15 protein-coding genes and 1 pseudogene are annotated in these 21,541 nt (G+C 72.3%); 8 read left to right on the forward strand and 8 right to left on the reverse strand.

What is annotated here, in order from left to right:
• Positions 1 to 51: 51 nt before the first annotated feature.
• Together BU204_RS32230 and BU204_RS32235 are read right to left on the reverse strand one after the other, a co-directional pair.
• The gene (locus BU204_RS32230; RefSeq protein WP_233160849.1) at positions 52 to 1,509 is read right to left on the reverse strand and encodes an NF041680 family putative transposase; all 1,458 of its coding nucleotides are present in this window, start codon (positions 1,507 to 1,509) and stop codon (positions 52 to 54) included.
• Between the two features lie 120 nt (positions 1,510 to 1,629).
• Entirely contained in the window at positions 1,630 to 3,126 is a 1,497-nt protein-coding gene (locus BU204_RS32235; protein WP_075129581.1) for a glycoside hydrolase family 43 protein, read from the reverse strand.
• Between the two features lie 113 nt (positions 3,127 to 3,239).
• Between BU204_RS32235 and BU204_RS32240 the strand changes: the two genes are divergently transcribed.
• The 8 genes from BU204_RS32240 (at position 3,240) to BU204_RS32275 (ending at position 11,670) form a co-directional block, all read left to right on the forward strand.
• Positions 3,240 to 3,842, forward strand: coding sequence for an O-methyltransferase (locus BU204_RS32240; protein ID WP_083661821.1), 603 nt, complete (start codon positions 3,240 to 3,242; stop codon positions 3,840 to 3,842).
• Between the two features lie 130 nt (positions 3,843 to 3,972).
• On the forward strand, positions 3,973 to 4,878 hold the full coding sequence (locus BU204_RS32245; RefSeq protein ID WP_075129583.1) for a branched-chain amino acid transaminase: 906 nt from the start codon (positions 3,973 to 3,975) through the stop codon (positions 4,876 to 4,878).
• Entirely contained in the window at positions 4,875 to 6,476 is a 1,602-nt protein-coding gene (locus BU204_RS32250) for an MFS transporter (RefSeq protein WP_075129599.1), read from the forward strand. The genes BU204_RS32245 and BU204_RS32250 overlap by 4 nt, the downstream gene beginning before the upstream one ends.
• A complete protein-coding gene (locus BU204_RS32255; RefSeq protein WP_075129584.1) occupies positions 6,473 to 7,390 on the forward strand; it encodes a ScbA/BarX family gamma-butyrolactone biosynthesis protein in 918 nt (305 codons plus the stop codon). Before BU204_RS32250 ends, BU204_RS32255 begins: the two co-directional genes overlap by 4 nt.
• Complete coding sequence (locus tag BU204_RS32260) at positions 7,390 to 8,040, forward strand: HAD family hydrolase (protein ID WP_075129585.1); 651 nt, start codon at positions 7,390 to 7,392, stop codon at positions 8,038 to 8,040. Before BU204_RS32255 ends, BU204_RS32260 begins: the two co-directional genes overlap by 1 nt.
• Complete coding sequence (locus BU204_RS32265) at positions 8,037 to 9,608, forward strand: FAD-dependent monooxygenase (RefSeq protein ID WP_075129586.1); 1,572 nt, start codon at positions 8,037 to 8,039, stop codon at positions 9,606 to 9,608. The genes BU204_RS32260 and BU204_RS32265 overlap by 4 nt, the downstream gene beginning before the upstream one ends.
• A complete protein-coding gene (locus BU204_RS32270; protein ID WP_083661822.1) occupies positions 9,592 to 10,650 on the forward strand; it encodes a ketoacyl-ACP synthase III family protein in 1,059 nt (352 codons plus the stop codon). Before BU204_RS32265 ends, BU204_RS32270 begins: the two co-directional genes overlap by 17 nt.
• Positions 10,651 to 10,659: 9 nt before the next feature.
• Positions 10,660 to 11,670, forward strand: coding sequence for a 3-oxoacyl-[acyl-carrier-protein] synthase III C-terminal domain-containing protein (locus BU204_RS32275; RefSeq protein WP_075129587.1), 1,011 nt, complete (start codon positions 10,660 to 10,662; stop codon positions 11,668 to 11,670).
• A gap of 10 nt (positions 11,671 to 11,680) precedes the next feature.
• On the opposite strand, the gene BU204_RS32280 is transcribed toward BU204_RS32275, so the two are convergent.
• The 6 genes and pseudogenes from BU204_RS32280 to BU204_RS32305 all read right to left on the reverse strand — a co-directional run bounded on the left by BU204_RS32280 (position 11,681) and on the right by BU204_RS32305 (position 21,536).
• A complete protein-coding gene (locus BU204_RS32280) occupies positions 11,681 to 13,120 on the reverse strand; it encodes a M1 family metallopeptidase (protein WP_083661823.1) in 1,440 nt (479 codons plus the stop codon).
• Positions 13,121 to 13,168: 48 nt separating this feature from the next.
• Positions 13,169 to 17,242: pseudogene (locus BU204_RS39550) on the reverse strand (type I polyketide synthase); the annotation flags it as partial.
• Positions 17,243 to 17,306: 64 nt separating this feature from the next.
• On the reverse strand, positions 17,307 to 18,683 hold the full coding sequence (locus tag BU204_RS32290) for an NAD(P)/FAD-dependent oxidoreductase (RefSeq protein ID WP_075129590.1): 1,377 nt from the start codon (positions 18,681 to 18,683) through the stop codon (positions 17,307 to 17,309).
• Between the two features lie 11 nt (positions 18,684 to 18,694).
• Positions 18,695 to 19,582 (reverse strand): SAM-dependent methyltransferase, encoded by an 888-nt coding sequence (locus BU204_RS32295; RefSeq protein ID WP_075129591.1) that lies wholly within the window; start codon positions 19,580 to 19,582, stop codon positions 18,695 to 18,697.
• Complete coding sequence (locus BU204_RS32300) at positions 19,579 to 20,502, reverse strand: SDR family NAD(P)-dependent oxidoreductase (RefSeq protein ID WP_075129592.1); 924 nt, start codon at positions 20,500 to 20,502, stop codon at positions 19,579 to 19,581. Before BU204_RS32300 ends, BU204_RS32295 begins: the two co-directional genes overlap by 4 nt.
• Entirely contained in the window at positions 20,499 to 21,536 is a 1,038-nt protein-coding gene (locus BU204_RS32305; protein ID WP_075129593.1) for an SDR family oxidoreductase, read from the reverse strand. The genes BU204_RS32300 and BU204_RS32305 overlap by 4 nt, the downstream gene beginning before the upstream one ends.
• Between the last annotated feature and the right edge of the window lie 5 nt (positions 21,537 to 21,541).

The following is a 21,541-nucleotide window of genomic DNA, read 5'->3' on the forward strand; positions in this document are numbered from 1 at the left end:
GGGCGCGAAGACCGCGATCGAGGGCTTTGAGGACGTGCCCTAGCTTGAGTTTTAACCCGTTCGGCGTGGTCGCGGGGTGGTGGACTTGGTTGTTTTGCGTTTGCGGGGTTGATGGGTGTCTGGGCTGGTGACGGTGTGGACGTCGTGGCGTGGGGCTGGTCGTTGGTTGGGGCGGCCGGCCGGGCGTCCGGGGCCTGGCCGGGTGGGTTTCGGTGCAGTGGTTGGGGAGCCGATTGTTGTGCGGATGTGCCGAAAGCCGCGACGGACCCGAGCGGGTGTCAGCCGGTCGGGGCGGGTGGTCTTCTCCCACGGACGACGTAGATCAGCGGCCAGACCGCGAGCGAGGCGGAGTTGGGTGTAGGCGGCCAGGATCAGCCAGGTCCAGCGGTCGCCCTGTTCGGGAGTGCGCAGCTTGGGGCTTGTCCAGCCGAGGGTTTGTTTGAGCATGCGGAAGGTGTGCTCGATGTCGAACCGACGCAGGAACGCCTGCCAGAGTAGGTCGACCATGACGGGGTTGAGGTCGATGCCGGAGTGCCAGAGCCAGACTGGTTTCGGGACCGCTCCGGAGGGCAGCCGACCTACCTCGAGGCGGATGACGGTTCCTTCGATGATCGGCAGTTTCTCGATGTGAGTTGCCCAGGTGGTGCGGCGAGTCAGACGGGGGTGTAGCCGGTTCCAGGCCCGAGCCAGGGCTGGGCCGTAGAGACGGGTGTCGGTGCGGGTGGTGACATCGGGTTGTCCCCAGGTGGCGGGGTCACCGAAGACGAACTCGTCGCCGTGGCGGCGGGGTCGTCCTCTGGTGCCGGGTAGGTGTGCTGGTGCGGGACGGCGGAGCACTCGGTCTGACCGCATCCGAACCAGCACGATCACCGGCAGATCGTGGAGGAGAAACGCCAGTCTGGGACCGTCGTAGCCCGCGTCGGCCACGAGCAGGATCTCGGGGTCGCCGGGCCGCCAGTGGTTGGCCTCGAGCAGGCGGGACACGACCTGGCGCACCTGCTGGGCGGTCACGGTCGCGGCGTCGTCGCCCGGCGCGAGCCGCACCGCGTCCAAGGGGGCGGTCCACGAACTACGTCCGGTCTCCAACGCCACCACGACCGAGTATGGCCAGCCGGGCACCATGATGTGGGTGTCCTTGCCGCGTCCGTAGGTGTGGCACAGGATCCGCTGCGGCGAGGTGTGCGCTTCCGGACGCAGCCAACAGGTGATGTCCACCGCCAGCACCAGACGGCCATCCGCCGCCCGAGGCAACGGCCCCGCAACCAGAGCACCTCGCAGCCGGTCAGCGTCCAACCGACCACGTGCCAGACCGGCATACAGGCCGCCATGGCCACGGCGATGCTCACCCACCAGGGATAACTCCGGCAGCGACCGCACCGGCCCATCCGCGCATAACACCGCGTCGACCAGCTCGAACAACGCGTCTGGTCGCTTCGACAAGGACCGGTGGAACTCCTGGCGGAAGTGGGTGAGGTCCCCGGACACACCGGCAGCGCCGGCGTCGTGCACACTGATCAACTGAAGCCCTTGGTCGTGGTCATCTTTCTGTCGCAAGAAGAATGATCAACCAAGGGCTTCGTTCATGATCAACGGGGGCTGGCCACCAACCCCAAGACGTTAAAACTCAAGCTAGCGCTGCGGCGGCCGCACGGAGTGGTTGTCGAAGGCCGCGGCGGTGTTGAAGACGCGGAGGCCGTTGGCGCCGGTGGGGAAGGTGGCGTCGGTGACGCTGATCTTCGGGGTAGTCAGGTCGTCGACGAACACCCTGATCGACGGGCCGACCGCGGTGACCCGCAGGTGGTAGGACCGCCCCTGGACGACCGGCAGCGCGGCGGAGCGCAGCGGGGTCCACCCGTTGTCCGCCCGCCCGAGGATCACCTGGCCGCGCGGGGTGATGCCGGCGTAGTAGCCGCGGTAGCCGTCGGTGCCCACCGTCGGTGCGGTCACCCGGAACACCAGACCGGCGTCGCCGCCACCCGCGGTGACCGTGACGTCGACGTCCTGGGTGAGGTCACCGAAGTTGGTGTCCAGCAGCGCCTTTCCACCGGGCGAGCTGGCCGCGCGATACTGTCCTGATTGGACTGTCCAGCTCCCGCCGTAGGTCCTCCAGCCCAACGCGTTGCCGTCGGCGAAGTTGTCCCGCACCCGCATCGTGACCGGGGCGATCGTGCCGTCGGCGTTGAACACCATCCGGTCGTAGGCGAGCTGGCGGTGGTTGCCGTCGGTCTCGCTCAGCGGGCGGCGGTGGTAGAGGATGTACCAGATGTCGGTACCCGGAACGTTGATCACCGAGTTGTGCCCCGAGCCCCGCGCGACGGCGGGGTCCTGGGCGAGCACCTTGGCCAGCCTGGTGAACGGCCCGGTCGGCGAGTCGGCCATTCCGTAGGACACCGAGTAGTTCGGCCCGGTCCACCCGCCCTCGGACCACATCAGGTAGTACTTGCCGTTGCGCTTGAACATCTGCGAGCCCTCGACATACTCCGGCGACGGCGTGATCTCCCGGAACGTGCTGCCGTCGGGGAAGGTGCCCAGGCTGGTCATGTCCGGATTGAGCTTGACGACGTTGGCATGGCCCCAGCCGCCGTAGTACATGTACGCCTGACCGTCGTCGTCGATGAAGACGTCCTGGTCGATCGGCTGGGCGCCGTTGTGGAACCGGTCGATCAGCGGGTGGCCGAGCGCGTCGACGTAGGGGCCCTCCGGACGGTCGGCCACCGCGACGCCGATGCCACCGAGCTGCGAGTCGCTCTGGATGTCGTTGGCGGCGAAGTAGAGGTAGTACTTGCCGTTGCGGGCGATCGGGGCCGGCGCCCAGACCGCGTAGTCCGCCCACGACACGCTCGCGGTGGTGAGCACCTTCTCGTGTTTGGTCCAGTTCACCAGGTCCTTGGAGGAGAAGGCGTCGAGGTGGGTTTGCTGGGCGTAGGCCGCGGAGGTCGTCGGGTAGACCCAGTAGGTGTCGCCGTAGATCGCGACGTCGGGGTCGGCGTACCAGCCGTCGACGATCGGGTTGCCCGCCTCCGCCGTGCTGTAGTCGGGAACCGCGGGTGCGGCGGCGACCGGCGTCGCGCACAGGACCAGCGCGGTGCCGACGATCGCGGCGAGCCGGGTGAGGACAGGAGACATGCAGGGCTCCCTCACACAGTCGAACAACTGCGAACACCTGCCGACACCGTCGCACGGCATCTGACATTCCGTCAAGGCCGGGTCACAGTGGGTCAACAGCGTAGGGTCACCGCGTGGATCCGAGGGTGCTGCGCGTGATCGAGGACCTCACCGAGGCCGCCGCCCGGCACGACGCGACCAGGCAGGACCGCCTCGAGCGGTGGCGGGTGCTCGAGCCCGACGCCGGTCGGTTCGTCTGGTTCCTCGCCCAGGCCGTCGCGGCCCGCCGGGTCGTGGAGATTGGCACCTCGCGCGGCGTCTCCACCCTCTGGCTCGCAGACGCGGTCCGCGCCGTCGGCGGACGACTGCTGAGCGTCGACACCGACGCCGACGCGCAGGAGCACGCCGCACGCACGGTCGCCGAGGCCGGGTTGACCGAGCAGGTGTCGTTCCGGACCCAGGACGGCGGAGCGGCCCTCGCGGCGATGGCCGACGGCGAGGTGGACCTGCTGTTCCTCGACGCGGAGCGGACGGAGTACCTGTCCTGGTGGCCGCACCCGCTGCGCGTGCTGCGCCGGGGCGGGGTCCTGGTGGCCGACAACGCACTGTCCCATCCGGACGAGATCGCACCGCTGCGCGACCTGCTCGACGTCGAGGAGGGCCTGGCGGTCACCACCGTGCCGGTGGGCAAGGGGGAACTGGTGGCCGTGCGCCTGGGGGAAATTCCGGGCTCCTGACCGTCCGGAGTTTCTAGATCAATATCGGCCGTCGCGGAATAACGTGTAGTCGGCTTTTAATCACTCTCGAGCGTCCCACCATACGCTCGTGCTCACAAACATCCGATGCGCGAGGGGACGGGAATTTATCATGGCCGAGGAAAAAGCGATCTGGCTCGACGGGGAGCTTGTTCCCTGGGCCGAGGCGAACATTCACGTCACCAGCTACGGCCTCTACTTCGGAATCGGCTTCTTCGAGGCCATCCGGACGTTCGACACTCCGGACGGGCCCGCCTTCTTCCGGCTGGACGACCACCTCCGGCGGCTGGCCGACTCGGCGCACACCTACCTCGCGAAGCTCCCGTACTCCCGGAGCGACATCACCGCCGCGTGCAAGAAGACCGTCAAGGCCAACGGCCTCACCGAATGTCTGGTGCGTCCCATCGTCTTTCTCGGGGACGGCGACCACCCGCTCGCCGCGAAATGGCGGACGACGGTCATCGCGATGTCCCGGGGGCCGTATGTGTCGCTGCCGGACGAGGGCGGCGTGCACACCAAGATCAGCAGTTTCCACCGCATGTCGGCCAACTCGTTCCCGCCGGCGGCCAAGGCGACCGGGCAGTACCTCAACGCCTACCTGGCCCAGTCCGACGCGCTCGGCTCCGGGTACGACGACGCCCTGCTGCTCAACGAGCACGGCCACGTCGTGGACGGCTGGGTGCACAACGTCTTCGTCGTCCGGGACGGGGTCGTGCGGACCCCACCGGTCAGCTCCGGAGCCCTGCCCGGGATCACCCGCGACACGGTTCTCACCCTCGCCCGCGAGCAGGGGCTCACCTGCGCCGAGGAGAACCTCGTGCGGACCGACCTCTACAACGCCGACGAGGTCTTCCTCACCGGCACCTCCGCCGGGCTGGTGCCGGTGATCTCCGTCGACCGCCGAACGATCGGCGACGGCAAGCCGGGCGAGGTCACCCGCACGCTCGCGGACATGTTCGGCGACATCGTCCACGGTCGGGTCGACCTGCACCCCGAGTGGCGGGAGCCGGTCGGATGAGACCCGAACCCGCCACCTCGGGGCAGGCCGCTCCCTGGTGGACGTTGACCGCGGTCTCGGCCGCGGTGTTCATGGTGATGCTCGACCTGACAGTGGTGAACGTCGCGCTCCCCGAGATCCGCAACTCGCTCGGCACCGACTTCTCCGCGATGCAGTGGGTGATCGACGCCTACGCGCTGACGCTGGCCGCGTTCCTCCTGACGGCCGGCTCACTCGCCGACAGCTGGGGTCGGCGTCGGGTGTTCGCCGCCGGCTTCGCCGTGTTCACGCTCGCGTCCTTGGCCTGCGGGATGGCCGACGACATCCTCACGCTCAACCTCGCCCGGGCCGCGCAGGGCGCCGGCGCCGCCGTGCTGTACGCGGTGGGTCCCGCGTTGATCGGCCACGAGTTCCGCGGCCGCGCCCGGGGCATGGCCTTCGGCGTCTTCGGCGGTGTGTCCGGGGTCGCGATCGCGCTCGGGCCGGTGATCGGCGGTGCGCTCACCTCCGGTCCCGGCTGGCGGTGGATCTTCCTGGTCAACATCCCGGTCGGCCTCGCCGGGATCCTGGTGGCGGCGCTGCGGATGCGCGAGTCACGCGCCGTGCGGGCGCACGGCGCGGACTGGCCGGGCCTGGTCTCGTTCTCCGGCGCGCTGGGGCTGCTCGTGCTGGCGCTGCTGCGGGGCAACGAGGAGGGCTGGACCAGCGCCACGATCCTCCTCCTGCTCACCGCGTCGGTGGCGCTGCTCGCGGTGTTCGTGGCCGTGGAGCGGGCACGCGGGCCGCGGGCGATGCTCGACCTGCGCCTGTTCGCCAACCGGACCTTCCTCGGCATCGGCCTGGTCGCCCTGGTCGCCAACGTGGCGGCCATCCCGGCGGTGTTCTTCGAGATCTCGGCCGTGCAGAACCTGCTGCACTTCTCGCCGTGGGAGACCGGGGTCCGGTTCCTGCCGCTGACGCTCACCCTGTTCGTCTTCTCCGCCCTGGCCGGAGCACTCACCGGACGGCTCCCGATGCGGGTGCTGGTGTTCGTCGCGGCGGCGTTCATCAGCGGCGGCCTCGCCCTGGTCGTCCTGGCCGACGAGCACACGGCGTGGACGGTGCTCATCCCGAGCATGGTCGTCGGCGGTATCGGGCTGGGGATGTTCCAGCCGCTGCGGGCCGCCACGTCGATCGGTGTGGTCGCCCCCGAGCGGTCCGGCATGGCCTCAGGGGTCAACGAGACCTTCCAGCAGGTCGGCGTCGTCATCGGGATCGCGGCTCTGGGCGCGCTCTTCGAGAGCCGGATCACCTCCGCGCTCGCCACCGACCCCCGTGCCGCCGGCCTGGACCCGGCGACGGGCGGCGACCTCGTGGCGGCCGGCCGGATCGACACGGTCGGCTCGGCCGGGCCGGAGGCTCTCGCCGCGGCGCGGGCGGCGTTCGTGTCCGGGTTCCACCAGACGATGCTGGTGTGCGCGGCGCTCGCCGCGGTGGCCGCCGTGCTGGGGCTGCTGCTCATCCGGACCCGCGACTTCCACTCCAGCGCACTGTCGATGATCCCGCCCGAGGTCGGCACCGCGACCGACGAGGACCCGGCCGCGCGGCCGGGCGAGCTGGTGAGGAGGGGCTCCCGATGACCGTTCCGGTCGTGGTGGCGGCCGACCTGTCCTTCGAGAGCACGGTGCCGCGGGCGATGGTGCACCGGCACGCGGTCAGCGAGGTGTTCCTGACCGACTCGGCGCGGCTGTCGGAGAGCGAGTACCTGGTCGCCGCGCACCTGCCGACCACGCACGCCTTCTTCGGCGACCTCGTCCACAACGGACACGCCGACCCGCAGTTCTTCGTCGAGGTGTCCCGGCAGGCGTGCGTGCTGCTCGCCCACCGCTACTACGGGGTGCCGCGCGGGTACGGCTTTGTGTTCCGCCGGTCGACGACCGAGGTGGTCGACCGGGCGGCGCTGCGCCTGTCCCCGTCACCGGCCCGGGTCGTGCTGCGGGTCGAGGTGCGCGACGTCGAGTACCGGCAGGGCACCGCGCACCTGATGGACCTGGCGCTGGTGGCCGAGGTGGACGACCGCCCGGCCATCCGGTTCACCGGGACCCAGCTGATGCTGCCGCGGGAGACCTTCGCCGTCCTGCGCGCCGCCCACACCGCCCGGCTGGTCCCCGGCCGCCAGGACGGCCCGCCGCTGCACCCCGGGCGGGTGGGCCGGACCGACCCGCGCAACGTGGTGCTCTCCCCCGGTCCGGCCGAGGGCGTGTTCGAGCTGGTCGTGGACCAGACCCATCCGGTGTTCTTCGACCACCCCCAGGACCACGTGCCGGGGCTGCTGCTGGTCGAGGCGTTCCAGCAGGCGGCGTTCGCGGCCCTGGGACCGGAGCCCGCGCCCGAGCTGGTGTCGCTGGACCTGGCGTTCGACCGGTTCGTCGAGCTGGGCGTGACCGTGCGAGTCCATACCGAGGTCGCGCCGGGAGCAGGTCCACGGGCCGTCGCGGTCCGGCTGGTCCAGGCCGGCGACACCGCGGCCACGGCGACGGTGCGGGTCCGCTGATGCGCACCGCGACCCGGGTCGCCGCCGTGCTCGTCGACTACGGCGGCGTGCTCACCAACCCCATCGCGGAGTCGCTGGCGACCTTCGCCGCCCGCAACGGCCTGACCGCCCGGCAGATCACCCAGGCAGTCGCCGCGGTGTCGTGGCGGGAGGGCTACCCGCTGATGGGGGCGCTGGAGACCGGGCTGGTGACCGAGGTCGAGGTGGCCCGCAAGGTCAGTGTGGAGCTGACCAGGGCCACCGGCCGCCCGGTCGAGATCGTCGAGTACCGGGAGCAGTGGTTCGGCTGCCGGGTGCCCAACCGGGCCCTGCTCGACTACCTCCCGTCGCTGCGGGCGCGGGGCTACGTCCTGGGCCTGCTCACCAACAACGTGCGCGAGTGGCGCACCTCCTGGCGGGCCGGCGTGCCGGTGTCGCTGTTCGACTGCGTGGTCGACTCCTCGGCCGAGGGGACCCGCAAGCCCGACGCGGGGTTCTACCGCGTCGCGCTCGAGCGGCTGGCCGGGCTCGGCCTGCCCCCGCAGGCCTGCCTCATGGTCGACGACGTCGCCGACAACTGCGCCGCCGCGACCGAGGCGGGCATGCGGGCCGTCCGGTTCACCACCACCGAAGAAGCCATCACCGCCATCGAACGAGAGCTGCGCTCATGACACACCAGATCACCCCCTTACCCGTGCTCGTGGTCGGCGCCGGACCGACCGGCCTGGCCACCGCCGGCCTGCTGCGGCGCTTCGGTGTCGAGGTCCGGATCATCGACCGGGCGGCCGGCACCAGCGACCAGTCCAAGGCCAACCTGCTCTGGTGCCGGACGTTGGAGGTCCTCGACGAGCTCGGGCTCGCCACGGCCGTCCAGGAGAAGGGCGACGCGCTGCGGGAGGGCCGGTACTCGGCCGGCGCGACCCGCCTGGCGACGGTCACCACCAACGCGATCCCGGGGACCAGGTTCCAGCCGACGATCATCCAGCAGAACGTCACCGAGCGGATGCTGGCCGACGGGATCGACGTGCCGGTGGAGTGGCGGACCGAGGCGGTGGAGTACCACCTGGACGGTGACCGCCCGGAGGTCGTGCTGCGGCGCCCGGACGGCGAGCTCGAACGGGTGCGCGCGGAGTACCTGGTGGCCTGTGACGGCATGCGCAGCCCGCTGCGGGCCGCGGCCGGCGTCGAGTTCGAGGGCGAGGCGATCGACGAGGACTTCGTGCTCGGTGACGCCGAGGTGACCACCTCGCTCGAGCGTGGGGTGGCCTACCAGTTCTTCGGCAGCGACGGGTTCCTCATCGCCGCGCAGCTGCCCGGCGGGCTCTGGCGGCTGGCCGGTCCGGTCGGCAAGCCGGTCGAGTCGCCCGGAGCGGCCGACCTGCAGGCGCTGGTCGACCGGTACGCCCCGTCGGGCACGATCAGGGTCACCGGCACCGACTGGGTGGACAGCTTCCGCATCTCCCAGCGGGTGACCCCGCGCTTCCGCGCCGGTCGCGTGCTGCTCGCCGGGGACGCCGCCCACGTGCACAGCCCGGCGGCGGGGCAGGGCCTGAACTCCAGCATCCAGGACGCGCACAACCTCGCCTGGAAGCTCGCCTACGTCGTGCGCGGCCTGAGCGGGGAGGACCTGCTCGACTCCTACGACCACGAGCGGCGCGAGGTCGCCGAGGCGATCCGTCGCGTCACCCGCATGCAGGCGCGGATGTGGTTCATGGCGCGCACACCGCTGGCGCGGCTGCGCCGCAGGCTGATGCTGCGGCTGCTGGACCGCACCGGCGCGTTCGAACGCAAGCTGCTGCCCCGCCTCGCCCAGCTGACCATCGACTACGCCAGCTCCCCGCTGACCGCCGCGGCCGGGGCGAAGAAGGGCGACCCGCTCCGGCCGGGGCTGCGCCTGCCGGACGTCCGGGTGCGGCCGGCCGGGGCCGGCGAGGACGCGTGGACGCTGCGCCTGTGCGCGGACACCCGGCTCACGGTGCTGACCGCGGCCCCGGCGGCGGTCGACGGGCTGGCCGCGCTCGCCGCCCGCCACCCCGCCGCGCTCGCCGTGCACCAGCTCGAGGCGGCCGCCGGACCGCTCGAGGCGCTGACGACCGACCTGGTCGTGGTGCGTCCGGACGGGCACGTCGGCTACCGGGGCCCGGCCACCGACCTCGACGCGCTCGAGCGCTGGCTCGTCGGGCCGCTCGCCCTGACCACCACGACCCCGGTTGGAGCCCACGATGCGACTGCCCACTGACCTCTACCTCGCCGGTGCCGCGGCCTGGCTGCCGCCGGCGGTCTCGGCCAAGCAGGTCGCCGCGAACGGCGGCTACAGCGAGGAGGAGCTGACCGCCAACGGGATCGTGTGCGCCCCCGAGGGCACCGACAGCCCGCCGGAGATGGCCGCCCGCGCCGCCGCGACCGCGCTGTCCCGCTCCCCCGGGGTGACCAGTGAGGACATCGCGCTGGTGCTGCACGCCCACTCCCACCACCAGGGGCAGGCGTTCTGGTCCCCCGCGTCCTATGTGGCGCGTGAAATCGGGGTAACCGGCGCCGTCGCCGTCAACATCGGGCAGATGTCCAACAGCGGCATGGCCGCGCTGGAGCTGGCACTGCCCTACCTCGCCGCGCGGCCGGGGGCGGCGGCGCTGGTCACCGCCGCCGACCGGTTCCGCGCGCCGAGCTTCGACCGGTGGAGCGCGGACCTCGGAATCGTCTACGGCGACGGCGCGGCCGCGCTGGTGGTGTCGGGCGGCGGCGGTTTCGCGAAGGTGCTGTCGATGCGGACCCGGACCGACCCGTCGCTGGAGCGGCTGCACCGGGGGAACGTGCCGTTCACCGACCACGCGGGTGCCGAGCCGGTGAACGTGCGGCGCACCAAGGTGGAGTACGTGACCGAGGTCGGCCTGCCGTCGATCATCGAGCGGTCCACGGCCGGCGTCATGTCGGTGGTGTCCGGCGCGCTGGCCGACGCCGGGCTCGGGATGGACCAGATGGCCGTGGTCGTGCTGCCGAACCTCGGCCGGCACGTGCTCGCCGCGCAGTACCTGCAGCACCTCGAGCTCACCCCGGAGCGGACGCTGATGGACTGGACCGCCCACACCGGACACCTGGGCGGCGGGGACCAGCTGGCGGCGGTGGCGCGGCTGGTCGAGACGAAGCGGGTCTCGGCCGGGCAGCACGTGCTGCTGGTCGGCGCCGGCGGCGGGTTCTCCTGGTCCGCGGCCGTCGTCGAGGTGCTCGAGGTGCCGGACTGGCCGGAGCAGACCGCCATGCCCGAGCTGCCCGCGGACGTCTGAGGAGCCGGCATGAACCCCGTCAGCCTCGTCGGTCTCGGCTCGTACCTGCCCGCCGCCGAGATCGGCCTGGACTTCTTCTTCGGCGATGCCGTGCCCGACGACCCGATGTCGAACAGCCCGCTGTTCCGGCAGCCGACGACACGTCGACACGTCGCGCCCGGGGAACGGGCCGCCGAGATGATCCGGGCGGCGGCGGCGCCGGTGTTCGAGCGCCGCGGCATCTCCCCGGCCGGGAACGTCGAGGTGTTGATCACCAACGTGCTGCTGCCGGACGCGCTGTTCACCGGCTGCGGGGCGGAGGCGGCCGACCTGCTCGGCTGCACCCCGGAGTGGGTCATCGACCTGCACAACGGCGGCTGCGCGTCGTTCCCGTACATGCTCAAGCTGGCCAGGACGCTGATCGGCTCGGGCGAGGCCCGCACGGCGCTGGTGTGCAACGTGCAGAACACCGCCGGGCAGGTGTTCGCCCAGCCGGGAGTGCGCCGGCAGCCGCACGCGGCGGTACCCGGCGACGGCTGCGGGGTGGCCTACCTGACCGCGGGTGGCCACTCCCCCGTGCTCGGCGTGGAGACCCGCAACCTTCCGGAGTTCGCGATGGACCTCGGCCCGGCGACGACCGACGGCCGCAGGTTCTGGGAGCCGGGCGCCGGCGAGCTCGACGTCCGGTTCGCCGAGGACCGGACGGCGGAGATCATCGCCCGGGGCAACGCGCTCGTGCCGGAGGTCGTCGGGGACCTGTGCAAGCGGATCAACGTGAGCCCTGCCGACATCGACGTGCTGATCACCAACCAGCCCAACCGGATCTTCCTGCGGACCTGGCGGGCGGCGCTGGGGCTCGAGCCCCACCGCCACCTCGACACGTTCGACCGGTACGGCAACCTCTACGGCGCCGGAGCACCGGTGACGTTTGCCGACGCGGTGGAGACCGGGGCGGTCAAGGACGGGGACCTGGTCGTGCTGGCCGGCTTCGCCCACGCCGGGGACTTCGCGGCGGCCGCCGCGGTGCGGTGGCACTCCTGACGGATCGCGCCTATCCGGTCGGCACCAGCTCGTTGGGACCGGTCGGAGGCCTGGCGGCGGCATAGACCCAGGTGTCGAACACGGCGTCCAGGGAGCGGCCGGCGACGTGTTCGGCGTAGGCGTGGAAGTCCTCGGTGCTGGCGTTGGCGTTCTTCATCGTGGCGGGCCAGCCGCGCAGGATCGCGAAGAAGACCTCGTCGCCAACCGTGACGCGCAGGTTCTGCAGGGCCATGGCGCCGCGGTGGTAGACGACGGACCCGGCCGGCGGCACGCCAAGCGGCGGCGGCTGGGCGACCGGGAAGGCCCAGGTGGGGTGGTTGGCCGGGTACAGGTCGTAGGACGCCTGGGCCAGCTCGGCCGCGGTGGGCTCGCCGTTGTCCTCCGACCACAGGTACTCCGCGTAGGCGGCGAAGCCCTCGTTCAGCCAGACGTCGCGCCACTGTCGCACTGAGACGGAGTTGCCGAACCACTGGTGGGCCAGCTCGTGCACGACGACGGAGGTGTTGGCGCCGTTGGCGAAGTGCCCGCTGGGCAGGAACGGTCGGGCCGGGACCTCGAGGCCGCCGACGCGGCCGGGATAGGCGAGACCGCCCTGGGCCTCGCCCGGGTAGGGGCCGAGCCGCGTGCTCAGGTAGTCGACCAGCTCGGGGGTCCGTTCGAAGCTCGCCTCGGCGGCGGGTCGGTTGGGCAGATCCCGGTGGTAGGCGGTGACGAGCTGCTGTCCGTTCGGGGCCGGGCGGTGGTTCACGTCGTAGTCACCGATCGCGCCCGCGGCGGCGTAGGTCGGGTGGGGAACCGTGCTGCGCCAGTTCCACCTGTTCCAGCCGTTGGCGAGCGGCTGGGTCGAGAGGTACTGGCCGCCGGAGATGAACTCCAGGTCGGGCGGGAGCGCCAGGGAGATGTCGAAGGTGGCCTTGTCGGAGGGGTGGTCGTTGCTGGGGAACCACCAGGTGGCCATGTGGGGTTCGCCGATGATGACCAGCCCGGTGGGGTTGGGCCGCCACATGTCCTTGCCGTGGCGGGTGTAGTTGTCGGGCCGGTCGCGGTAGGTCACGACGATCAACAGCCGGGTCTCGGCGTCGAGTGGTGAGCGCGGGCGGACGACGAGCTCCCCGTCGGGTTCCGCGGTGAAGTCAGCGGCGGTGTTGTTGACCAGTACCGACGACGGGTGCAGCAGGAAGTCCAGGTTGAACTGGCTGAGGGGCTGGGTGGTGCGGGCGAGGATCGTGGTGGTGCCGCGCAGCTCGTCCGTCGCCGGGGTGTAGGTCAGCCGGAGGTCGTAGTGGTCGACCTGGTAGCCACCGTTGCCGTCCAGGGGGTAGGCCGGGTCGTACAGCCCTGGCGCCCCGATCGTCGTTTCCGCTGTTGTGTCCGCTGTTGTCTCCGCTGGTGCGGTGAGCAGCCCCGCCACCGCCGCGACCACCACACCGACTCCGCGCCCCCACGCCATCGGTTCAGGCTAGTTCGCCCGTGTCGCTTTTCTCCATGCTCACTTGTGTCAGATCTGGTTGTCGATCCAGGTGTCCAGGGCGGCGGCGGTGGTGGCGGCGTCCTGCTCGAGGATGGAGAAGTGGTCGCCGGGAACGTCGGTGGCGTGGTCGGGTGCCTGCCAGGTCGGCCATGGGGTCGGGTCGGCGGGGGTGGCGCGCAGGAGAAGGGTGGGGGCGGCGGCGGGCACCGGGGTCCACTCCTCGAACGCGCGGAGGTAGGCGCCCATGGCGAGCAGGTTGGCGTCGTTGAGCACGACGTAGTCGTGGTCGCGGTCGATGATGGCGCCCATGGCCCAGCCGAAGGTGGCGGCACGCGTCTCGGCGGCGGGCTGGAAGGTGTCGATCATGGCTGTGCCTGCCGGTGGGTGGCCGGCCCTCACCAGGTCGTGGGCGACGGCATGGGCCAGCACTCCGCCGATGGAGTAGCCGACCAGCACGAGGGGGTTGCCGTCGGCCGCCGCCCGGGCCGCGGCGCTCAGCGCGGAGACCGCGGCCGGCCAGCTCGCTGGCAGGGGCTCGTTCGGGCCGAAGCCGGGGAGGGTGAGCGCGCACACCTGGCGGCGACCGGGCATGGCCGCGGCGAGCCGGGCGAACTGGTGCGGACCGGAGCCGGCGAGGAAGGAGGGTAGGCAGACGAGCGTGGGCTCCTGTCGGCCGGTGGAGACGAGGACGCTGGTCGCCACGGCCGCGCCGGGGGTGAACACGGGGCGGAAGCGGGACATCTCGGCCAGCAGCGGGACGACCTCGGACACGGCGCCCCGTTCGTGGGCGGCTCGGACCAGCTGGGTGACGGTGCCGGGGGTCGGCTCGGAAGGCGCGGGGTCGGGTGTGAGCCGGGCGAGTGCCTCGGCCACCGCGGCGGGCGTCGGCTCGTCCAGCAGCAGCGTCGGCGGGAGGTCCAGCCCGGTGACGTCGGCCAGGCGCCGGTGCAGCTCGGCACCACCGATCGAGTCCACCCCGAGGTCGAACAGGGAACGGTCGGGGTCGACGGCGGTGGCGTCGGTGTGCCCGAGTACGACCGCGACCTGGGCGCGGACGGTGTCCAGTAGGGAGGGGGACGACCCGGCTGCCTGGTGGGACCTGGCCGGCACGACGCTGTCGGCCGCGGCGGACGAGGACGCCACGGCACCACGCTCGGAAGCCGCCGACGCCACCAGCTCCGACGACGAGGCGTCGCTACCGGAACCGGCCGGGGTCACGCGTGTGCGAGCGGCAGGCGAGACAGCCCAGTAGCGGTCGCGCTGGAACGGGTAGGTGGGCAGCGACACGGTCGCCCGCCCCGCCGGTACGTCCAGTGCCGCCGCCCAGTCCACGTCGAACCCCCGGGTGTGCAGCACGCCCACCGCCGCCAGCAGGGTCTCCGTCTCGGGCCGCGGGGTGCGCAGCGCCGGTACGACGGCGGCCGAGGAGGGCAGGCCGGCGCGGGCCACCGGGGTCAGCGCGGCCGTCGGTCCCAGCTCCAGGCACGCGCCCACGCCGGCCCGTTCCAGGGAGCGCACGCCCTCGGCGAAGCGGACGGCGCCGCGCACGTGTCGGACCCAGTAGTCCGGCGAGCACAGCTCAGCGCCGGCGGGCTGGCCGGTCACGTTCGACACCACGGGGATCGTCGGTCGTCCATACGTGAGCCCGGCCGCCACCTCGGCGAACTCCGCCAGCATGGGCTCGACGAGCGGCGAGTGGAACGCATGCGACACCGTGAGCCGCTTGGTTCGGCGGCCGGCCTCGCGCCACCGCCGCTCCTCGGCCAGCACCGCGGCCTCCACACCGGACAGGACCAGCGCCCGCGGACCGTTGACGGCCGCCACCGACACCGCCGAGTCGTCCAGCACCAGCTCGGACTCCTCGGCCTCGACAGCGACCATCGCGCCGCCGGGCGGCAGCGCGCCCATCAGCCGCCCGCGCGCCGCCACCAGCGTGCACGCGTCGGCCAGCGAGAACACACCGGACACGTGCGCGGCGGCCAGCTCGCCGACCGAGTGGCCGAGCAGCAGGTCCGGCACCAGCCCCCACGACTCCACCAGCCGGAACAGCGCCACCTCCAGCGCGAACAGCCCGGCCTGGGTGAAGCGGGTCTGGTGCAGCAGCTCGGGGTCGTCGAACAGCACCTCGCGCAGTGGTCGCGGCAGCCGCGGGTCGAGCAGGTCGGCGACCTCGGCCAGCGCCTCGGCGAACACCGGGTACCGCGCGGCCAGCTCCCGCCCGGCACCGACGCGCTGGCTGCCCTGTCCGGTGAACAGCAGCGCCAGCCGGCCAGGGCGCCCCGCCTCGCCTAGGGCACCAGCCGGCGGCACCTCGCCCCCGGCCAGCGCGGCGGCGCCGGAGCGCAGCGCCTCGCCGGAGGACCCGACCACGACCGCCCGGTGCGGCAGGCGCAGCGCACGTCCGGCCGCCAGCGCCCGGGCCACCGCCCCCGGCGGGTCCGCGACCTCGGCCAGGGCCGCCGCCTGTGCTCGCAGCGCGGCGGCCGAGCGGGCCGAGAACACCCAGGCGGTCGCCTGCTCGGCCGGGTCCGGTGGACTCTGCTCGGTGGCCGGCGGGGACTCCACGATCACGTGCGCGTTGGTGCCGCCGATGCCGAACGCCGAGACCGCGGCCCGCCGCGGCCGCTCCCCCGCCGGCCAGGGCACCGACGCGGTCACCAGCTCGACGGCACCGGCCGACCAGTCGACCTTGGGCGTGGGCTCGTCGACGTGCAGGGTCGCCGGCACAAGGCCGTGCCGCATCGCCTGCACCACCTTGATCACGCCGCCGACCCCGGCCGCGGCCTGGGCGTGCCCGATGTTCGACTTCAGCGACCCCAACCACACCGGCGTTGACCGGTCCTGTCCGTAGGTGGCCAGTACGGCCTGCGCCTCGATCGGGTCGCCGAGCACCGTCCCCGTGCCGTGGGCCTCCACGACGTCCACATCGGACGCCTCCAGGCCGGCGTCGGCCAGCGCGGCCCGGATCACCCGCTGCTGGGCCGGCCCGTTCGGCGCGGTCAGACCGTTGGACGCCCCGTCGGAGGCCACCGCGGAGCCGCGCACGAGTGCCAGTACCGGGTAGCCGCGGTCACGCGCCTCGGCCAGCGTGGTGACGGCGAGCATGCCGACCCCCTCCGCCCAGCCCGTCCCGTCCGCGCCGGCAGCGAAGGACTTGCAGCGCCCGTCGGTGGCCAGCCCGCCCTGCCGGGAGAACTCGACGAACATCGTCGGCGTGGCCAGCACCGCGGCCCCGCCGACCAGGGCCAACGAGCACTCCCCGCGCCGCAGTGCCTGGCCGGCGAGGTGCAGCGCCACCAGTGAGGACGAGCACGCCGTGTCCACGGTCAGCGTCGGGCCCTCCAGTCCGAGCTTGTAGGCGATCCGTCCGGACGCGACACTGCCCGCGGTGCCCAGGCCCCAGTAGCCCTCCAGCTCGGGCACGCGCCGGGCGACCCATGCGTAGTCCTGGGTGGACACGCCGACGAAGACGCCGGTCGGCGTGCCGTGCAGCGAGGTGGGGTCGATCCCGGCGTGCTCGAGCGCCTCCCAGGCGGTCTCCAGCAGCAGTCGCTGCTGGGGGTCGGTGGCCACCGCCTCGCGCGGCGAGACACCGAAGAACTCGGCGTCGAAGCCGGCCACGTCGGCCAGGAACCCGGCCGCACGGGCGTGGCTGGTACCCGGCGCGTCCGGGTCCTCGGCGAACAGGCCGCCGAGGTCCCAGCCGCGGTCGGCCGGAAAGGCGGTCACCGCGTCCCGCCCGGCGGCGACCAGCTCCCACAGCTCGTCCGGTGTGGACACCCCGCCCGGGTAGCGGCAGGCCATGCCGACGATGGCGAGCGGCTCGTCCGGCGCCCGGGGCGCCGGCGACGCCGTCGCGGCGGCCGGTGCCGCCACCGCCGGGAGGTCCAGTAGGGACAGGAGGTGGTCGGCTACCGCGGCCGGGGTGGGGTGGTCGAACAGCAGCGTCAGCGGCAGCTCCAGCCCACTCTCGACCGACAGCAGCCGGGTGAGCTCGACGGCGGCCATCGAGTTGTAGCCGTACTCCTGGTACGGCCGGTCGGGGTCCACCGCCGCCGGTTCCCAGCCGAGCAGCTCGGCGGTGGTGGCGCGGACCAGCTCGCGCACCGTCCGGCGCCGGTCACGGTCGGACTGCGCGGCCAGGGTCTCGGTCAGGCGGTTCATCTCAGACCAGCTGCCTCTTGATCAGGTTCGGGTGGCGGTCCTGGAAGGCCAGCAGTGCGGTCAGGCCCTTCGCGCCGACCCAGGACAGCGGCTCGACCGGGAACCGGCGCTCCTTGCGGTTGACGAACAGCAGGTTGCTGTAGGTCGAGTCGCGCTCGAGGATCAGGTCGCGCAGGATCTTGCCGGCGGTGTGGGTGAGGGCGATGCCGTTGCCGCAGTAGCCGTAGGCGTAGTGCACACCGTCCTCGGTGGACCCCACGTGCGGGACGAAGTCCCGGGTCATGCCGACACAGCCGCCGTAGGAGTAGGCGATGCGCAGGTCGCGCCAGGCGGGGAAGTACCGGGCGAGCGCGCCGCGCAGGAACTCGGTCGCCTCGTCGCGGCGCATGTGCCGGCTCTCGGCCATGTCCCGGCCGTAGAAGTAGGGCGCCGGTCCGCCGCCGAACAGCAGCCGGTTGTCCGCCGTGAAGCGGCCGAAGATGATGAAGTTGCGGGCCTCGACGAAGCCCTCCCGGTCCGGCCAGTGCACCTGCGCGAGCTGCTCGTCGGTCAGCGGCTCGGTCACCACCGCGTAGCTCCACACCGGCTTCACCCGGTGCCGGAAGGGGCGGAAGCCGTGCTGGTAGGCATCGGTGCCCAGGACCAGCCGGTCGGCGACGACCCGCCCCCCGGACGTGGTGATCACGTGCTTGCCGTTCTCCTTGGTCACGCTCGTGGCCAGGGTCTGCTCGTGGAGGTGCACGCCCATCCCCCGCACCACCCTGGCCAGACCGCGGGCGAGCCGGTGCGGGTTGAGCAGCGCGCCGCCGACCTTGAACGCCCCGTGGATGGCCGGCGAGCCGATCCGCTCCCTGGCCTGCTCCCGGTCGAGCAGCTGTAGCGAGTTACGGGCGCCGATCCGCTCGGCGAGGTCCACGTCCCGGCGCAGCAACCGCAGCTGCGCCTCGCTGGTGGCGACGGAGAAGTAGCCGTTGGGCTCGAGCTCGGCGTCGACGTCGTGCTTGCGGCAGAACCGGTCCAGCTCCAGCATCGAGCGCCCGACCACCGCGTAGGCGGTCTTGGCGCGCTCGGTGCCGAACCCGTGCACCAGCCCGGCGAGGCTGTGCCCGATCGTCGGGGTGACGAACCCGTCCGCGTGGCCGGACGCGCCGGCGCCCGCGTAGTCCATCTCGACGATGTGGATCGACAGCGACGGGTCGGCCTGCTTGAGGAAGTACGCCGTCCACATGCCGGTGTACCCGCCGCCGACGATGCCGACGTCACAGTGGACGTCCTCGGACAGCGGCGGTCCGGGCTCGACGGCCTCGGTGTCCCGCCAGTAGATCGAGTGCTTGATCCCCGCCTGGACGCTCGGTCCGGTCTGGCTGAGGTTGGCCATGTCAGTCCCTTTCACACACGCTCGAAGACGATCCGGACCAGGCCGAGGTGGCGGTTGCGGAAACCGGCCACCGACGCCCGCAGGTAGCGCTCGTAGTCGGCGACCCGCTCCTCGCCGACCATCTCCACGGCCGCCGCCCGGTTGGCGACGAGCCGGTCGAGCCACTCCTGGCAGGTGCGCGCGTAGTGGTCGGCGTCGTTGCGCGCGGAGACCAGGTCGAACCGCCGCTCGCTCGCCTCGAGGATCTCCGAGGTCCACGGCAGCTCCGACTCGGGGAAGATGTGGTCCACGATGAACAGCAGGTCCTTGACCGTCGTGCGGTCGAGCCGGGTGTTGTTGCCCTTGACGTTGGTCTGCAGCGCGAGCCGCCCGCCCGGCGGCAGCCACTCGTGGCAGCTGTCGAAGAACCGCCGGTACGCGGCGATCCGCGCCGCCCTGGTCATGCCGAAGTCGGCGAAGTGCTCGAACGCGCCGATCGACACGATCGCGTCGTAGGGCGCCGCGCCGGGACGGGGAGTGGGTACGTGGTCGACCCAGTTCTGCACCCGGACGTCGTAGCGGTCGTCGGCGAACGTCTCCACGTGGGCGGCCTGCTCGGTGGCCAGCGTCAGCCCCACGACCTCGGTCACCCGGTGGTGGTCGACCAGCCGGCGCAGCATGCCGCCCCAGCCGCAGCCGACGTCGAGGACCCGTTCGGCACCGCCGGCCCTGGCCCCCTCGGCCAGGTAGTCGAGCTTGCGCTCCTGGGCGGCGCGCAGCGTGTCGTCCGGCCCCGCCCACATCGCGCAGGAGTAGCTGCGGGTCTCGTCGAGCCACAGCGCGTAGAAGTCGTTGCCGCGGTCGTAGTGGCTCCGGATCGCCTCCGCCGAGGCACCCTGGTACTCCAGCTGGCCCGTCATCGCCCTGCCTCCGCCTTCGCCACGACTCGGTTGAGCCGTTCCATCCGGCTGGCCAGCGTGATCCGGCCCTCGAGCCGGAACGCGGGTGGCTGCCGACCGTCCACATCGGTGAAGCCGTACCTGGCGGCGAGGTCGCCCACCGCCAGCCGCTGCCCGGACACCGCCATCACCTCGGGGTCCGCCGCCAGCGACGTGATCGCCCGGCCGACGTACTCCGGGGAGTGCACGACCTGCGCCGGGCCGGCCCCGAGCAGGTCCCACGCGGCCTCGACCCGCTCGGTGCGGACGAAACCCGGATGCAGCGCGACCGCGGCCACGCCGTGCTTGCGCAGCTCGTGGCCCATGCCGAGGGCCAGCCGGTCCGAGGCGGTCTTGCACATGTCGTAGGCGGCCTGGCCGAGGTAGACCTCGCCGTCGGTGAACGAGATGTTGACGATCAGCCCGGCGGAGCGCGGCAGCATCAGCGGCACGGCGAGCCGGCTGGCCACGAACTGGCCGCGCAGCGAGGCGGCGAACAGGTCGTAGCGCCACTGCGGCTGCTGCCAGAACGGCGCGTCGAACCGGTGCTCGTCGCTGCGCTCGTAACCCGCCCAGGCGTTGTTCACCAGCAGGTCGAGCCGTCCGCTCTCGGCAGCGATGCGGTCGAACACCGCCTCGACGTCCCCGTCGACCGTGTGGTCGCACCGCACCGCGACCCCGGTCCCGCCCCGCGCGGTGACCTCCTCGGCGGTGTCCTGGACGGTGCCCGGCAGGTCCTCGGTGGTGGCCCCGCCCCGGACGCTGCGGCCGGTCACGTACACCGTCGCGCCCGCCTCGCCCAGCGCCAGGGCGATGCCCTTGCCCACCCCCCGGCTCGCGCCGGTGACCAGGGCGACCGCACCCGACAGGTCGGGCGTCGTCCACTCCAGGTTGTGAGTCATGCGATCTCCTTCACCGCGCGCGCGGTCTCCCGCACGGACGTCCAGTAGTTGAGGCTGTGCCGGTAGGCGTCCCGGTCGCAGGGCATCGGCACGCCGAACCGCTCGCCGAGGTCGCGCAGGGAGCTGGGCAGTACACCGCCGGAGGCGTGGGTCACCTCGCTGACGTCGATCAGCACCTTCAGGAAGGTGCGCGAGGTGGCCGGGACCCGGTCGAGCGGCACCGGCAGCGGCAGCCGGGGGTCCACGACCCGGACCTCGGGGATCTCCCGTCCGGTCCGGGCCGCGTGCTCGCGCAGGATCGTCTGCGCCTCGGCGACGCTCATCGCGTCAGCCCCGTAGGTGAGCCAGTGGGTGTGGCCGAGGTCGTCGGCCAGCACCCCACGCGCGATCGCGACGGCGGTGACGTCCAGGGGTATGACGTCGACCAGGTTTCCTTCGTGTGCGGGGAAGAACGGTGCCTTCCCCCGGCAGAACCAGTCCGACATGGCCTGCACGATCTGGGGCTGGCTGCTCGCGCCCGTGAGCGAGTCGCCGACCAGGTTGGTCGGCCGGTAGACGGTGTGCGGAACGTCGCTGGCGCCAAGCAGGTGCTCGGCGGCCAGCTTCGACCTGATGTAGGGGCGGACCACGTTGTCCCGTCCCAGCTCGTCGAGCCGACCGAGCTCGATGGCCCGCACGAAGCACGTGCTCACCAGGTGCACCGGGGCACCCGACCGGGTGGCCAGCTCGATGACGTGGCGCGTCCCGTCGATGTTGACCGACTCGTAGCGCGGCCACGGCTGGCCCCAGGTAGTGAGCGCTCCGGAGTGGACGATCACGTCCACCTCACCGGACAGCCGGTCCCACGTGGACCGGTCCAGGCCGAACCGCGGCAGGGCCAGGTCACCGCGGAGCACCTCGTCCACATCGGGCAGGTCGGAGTCGCTGTGCACCAGACCGATGACCCGGTGTCCCGGCAGGTACCGGGGCAGCGCCCGGCCGATCACCCCGGACGCCCCGGTGAGCAGGATCGTGCGTGCTGTCGTGCTGGCCATCTCGT

The organism is Actinophytocola xanthii (assembly GCF_001921205.1).
GTDB lineage: Bacteria > Actinomycetota > Actinomycetes > Mycobacteriales > Pseudonocardiaceae > Actinophytocola > Actinophytocola xanthii.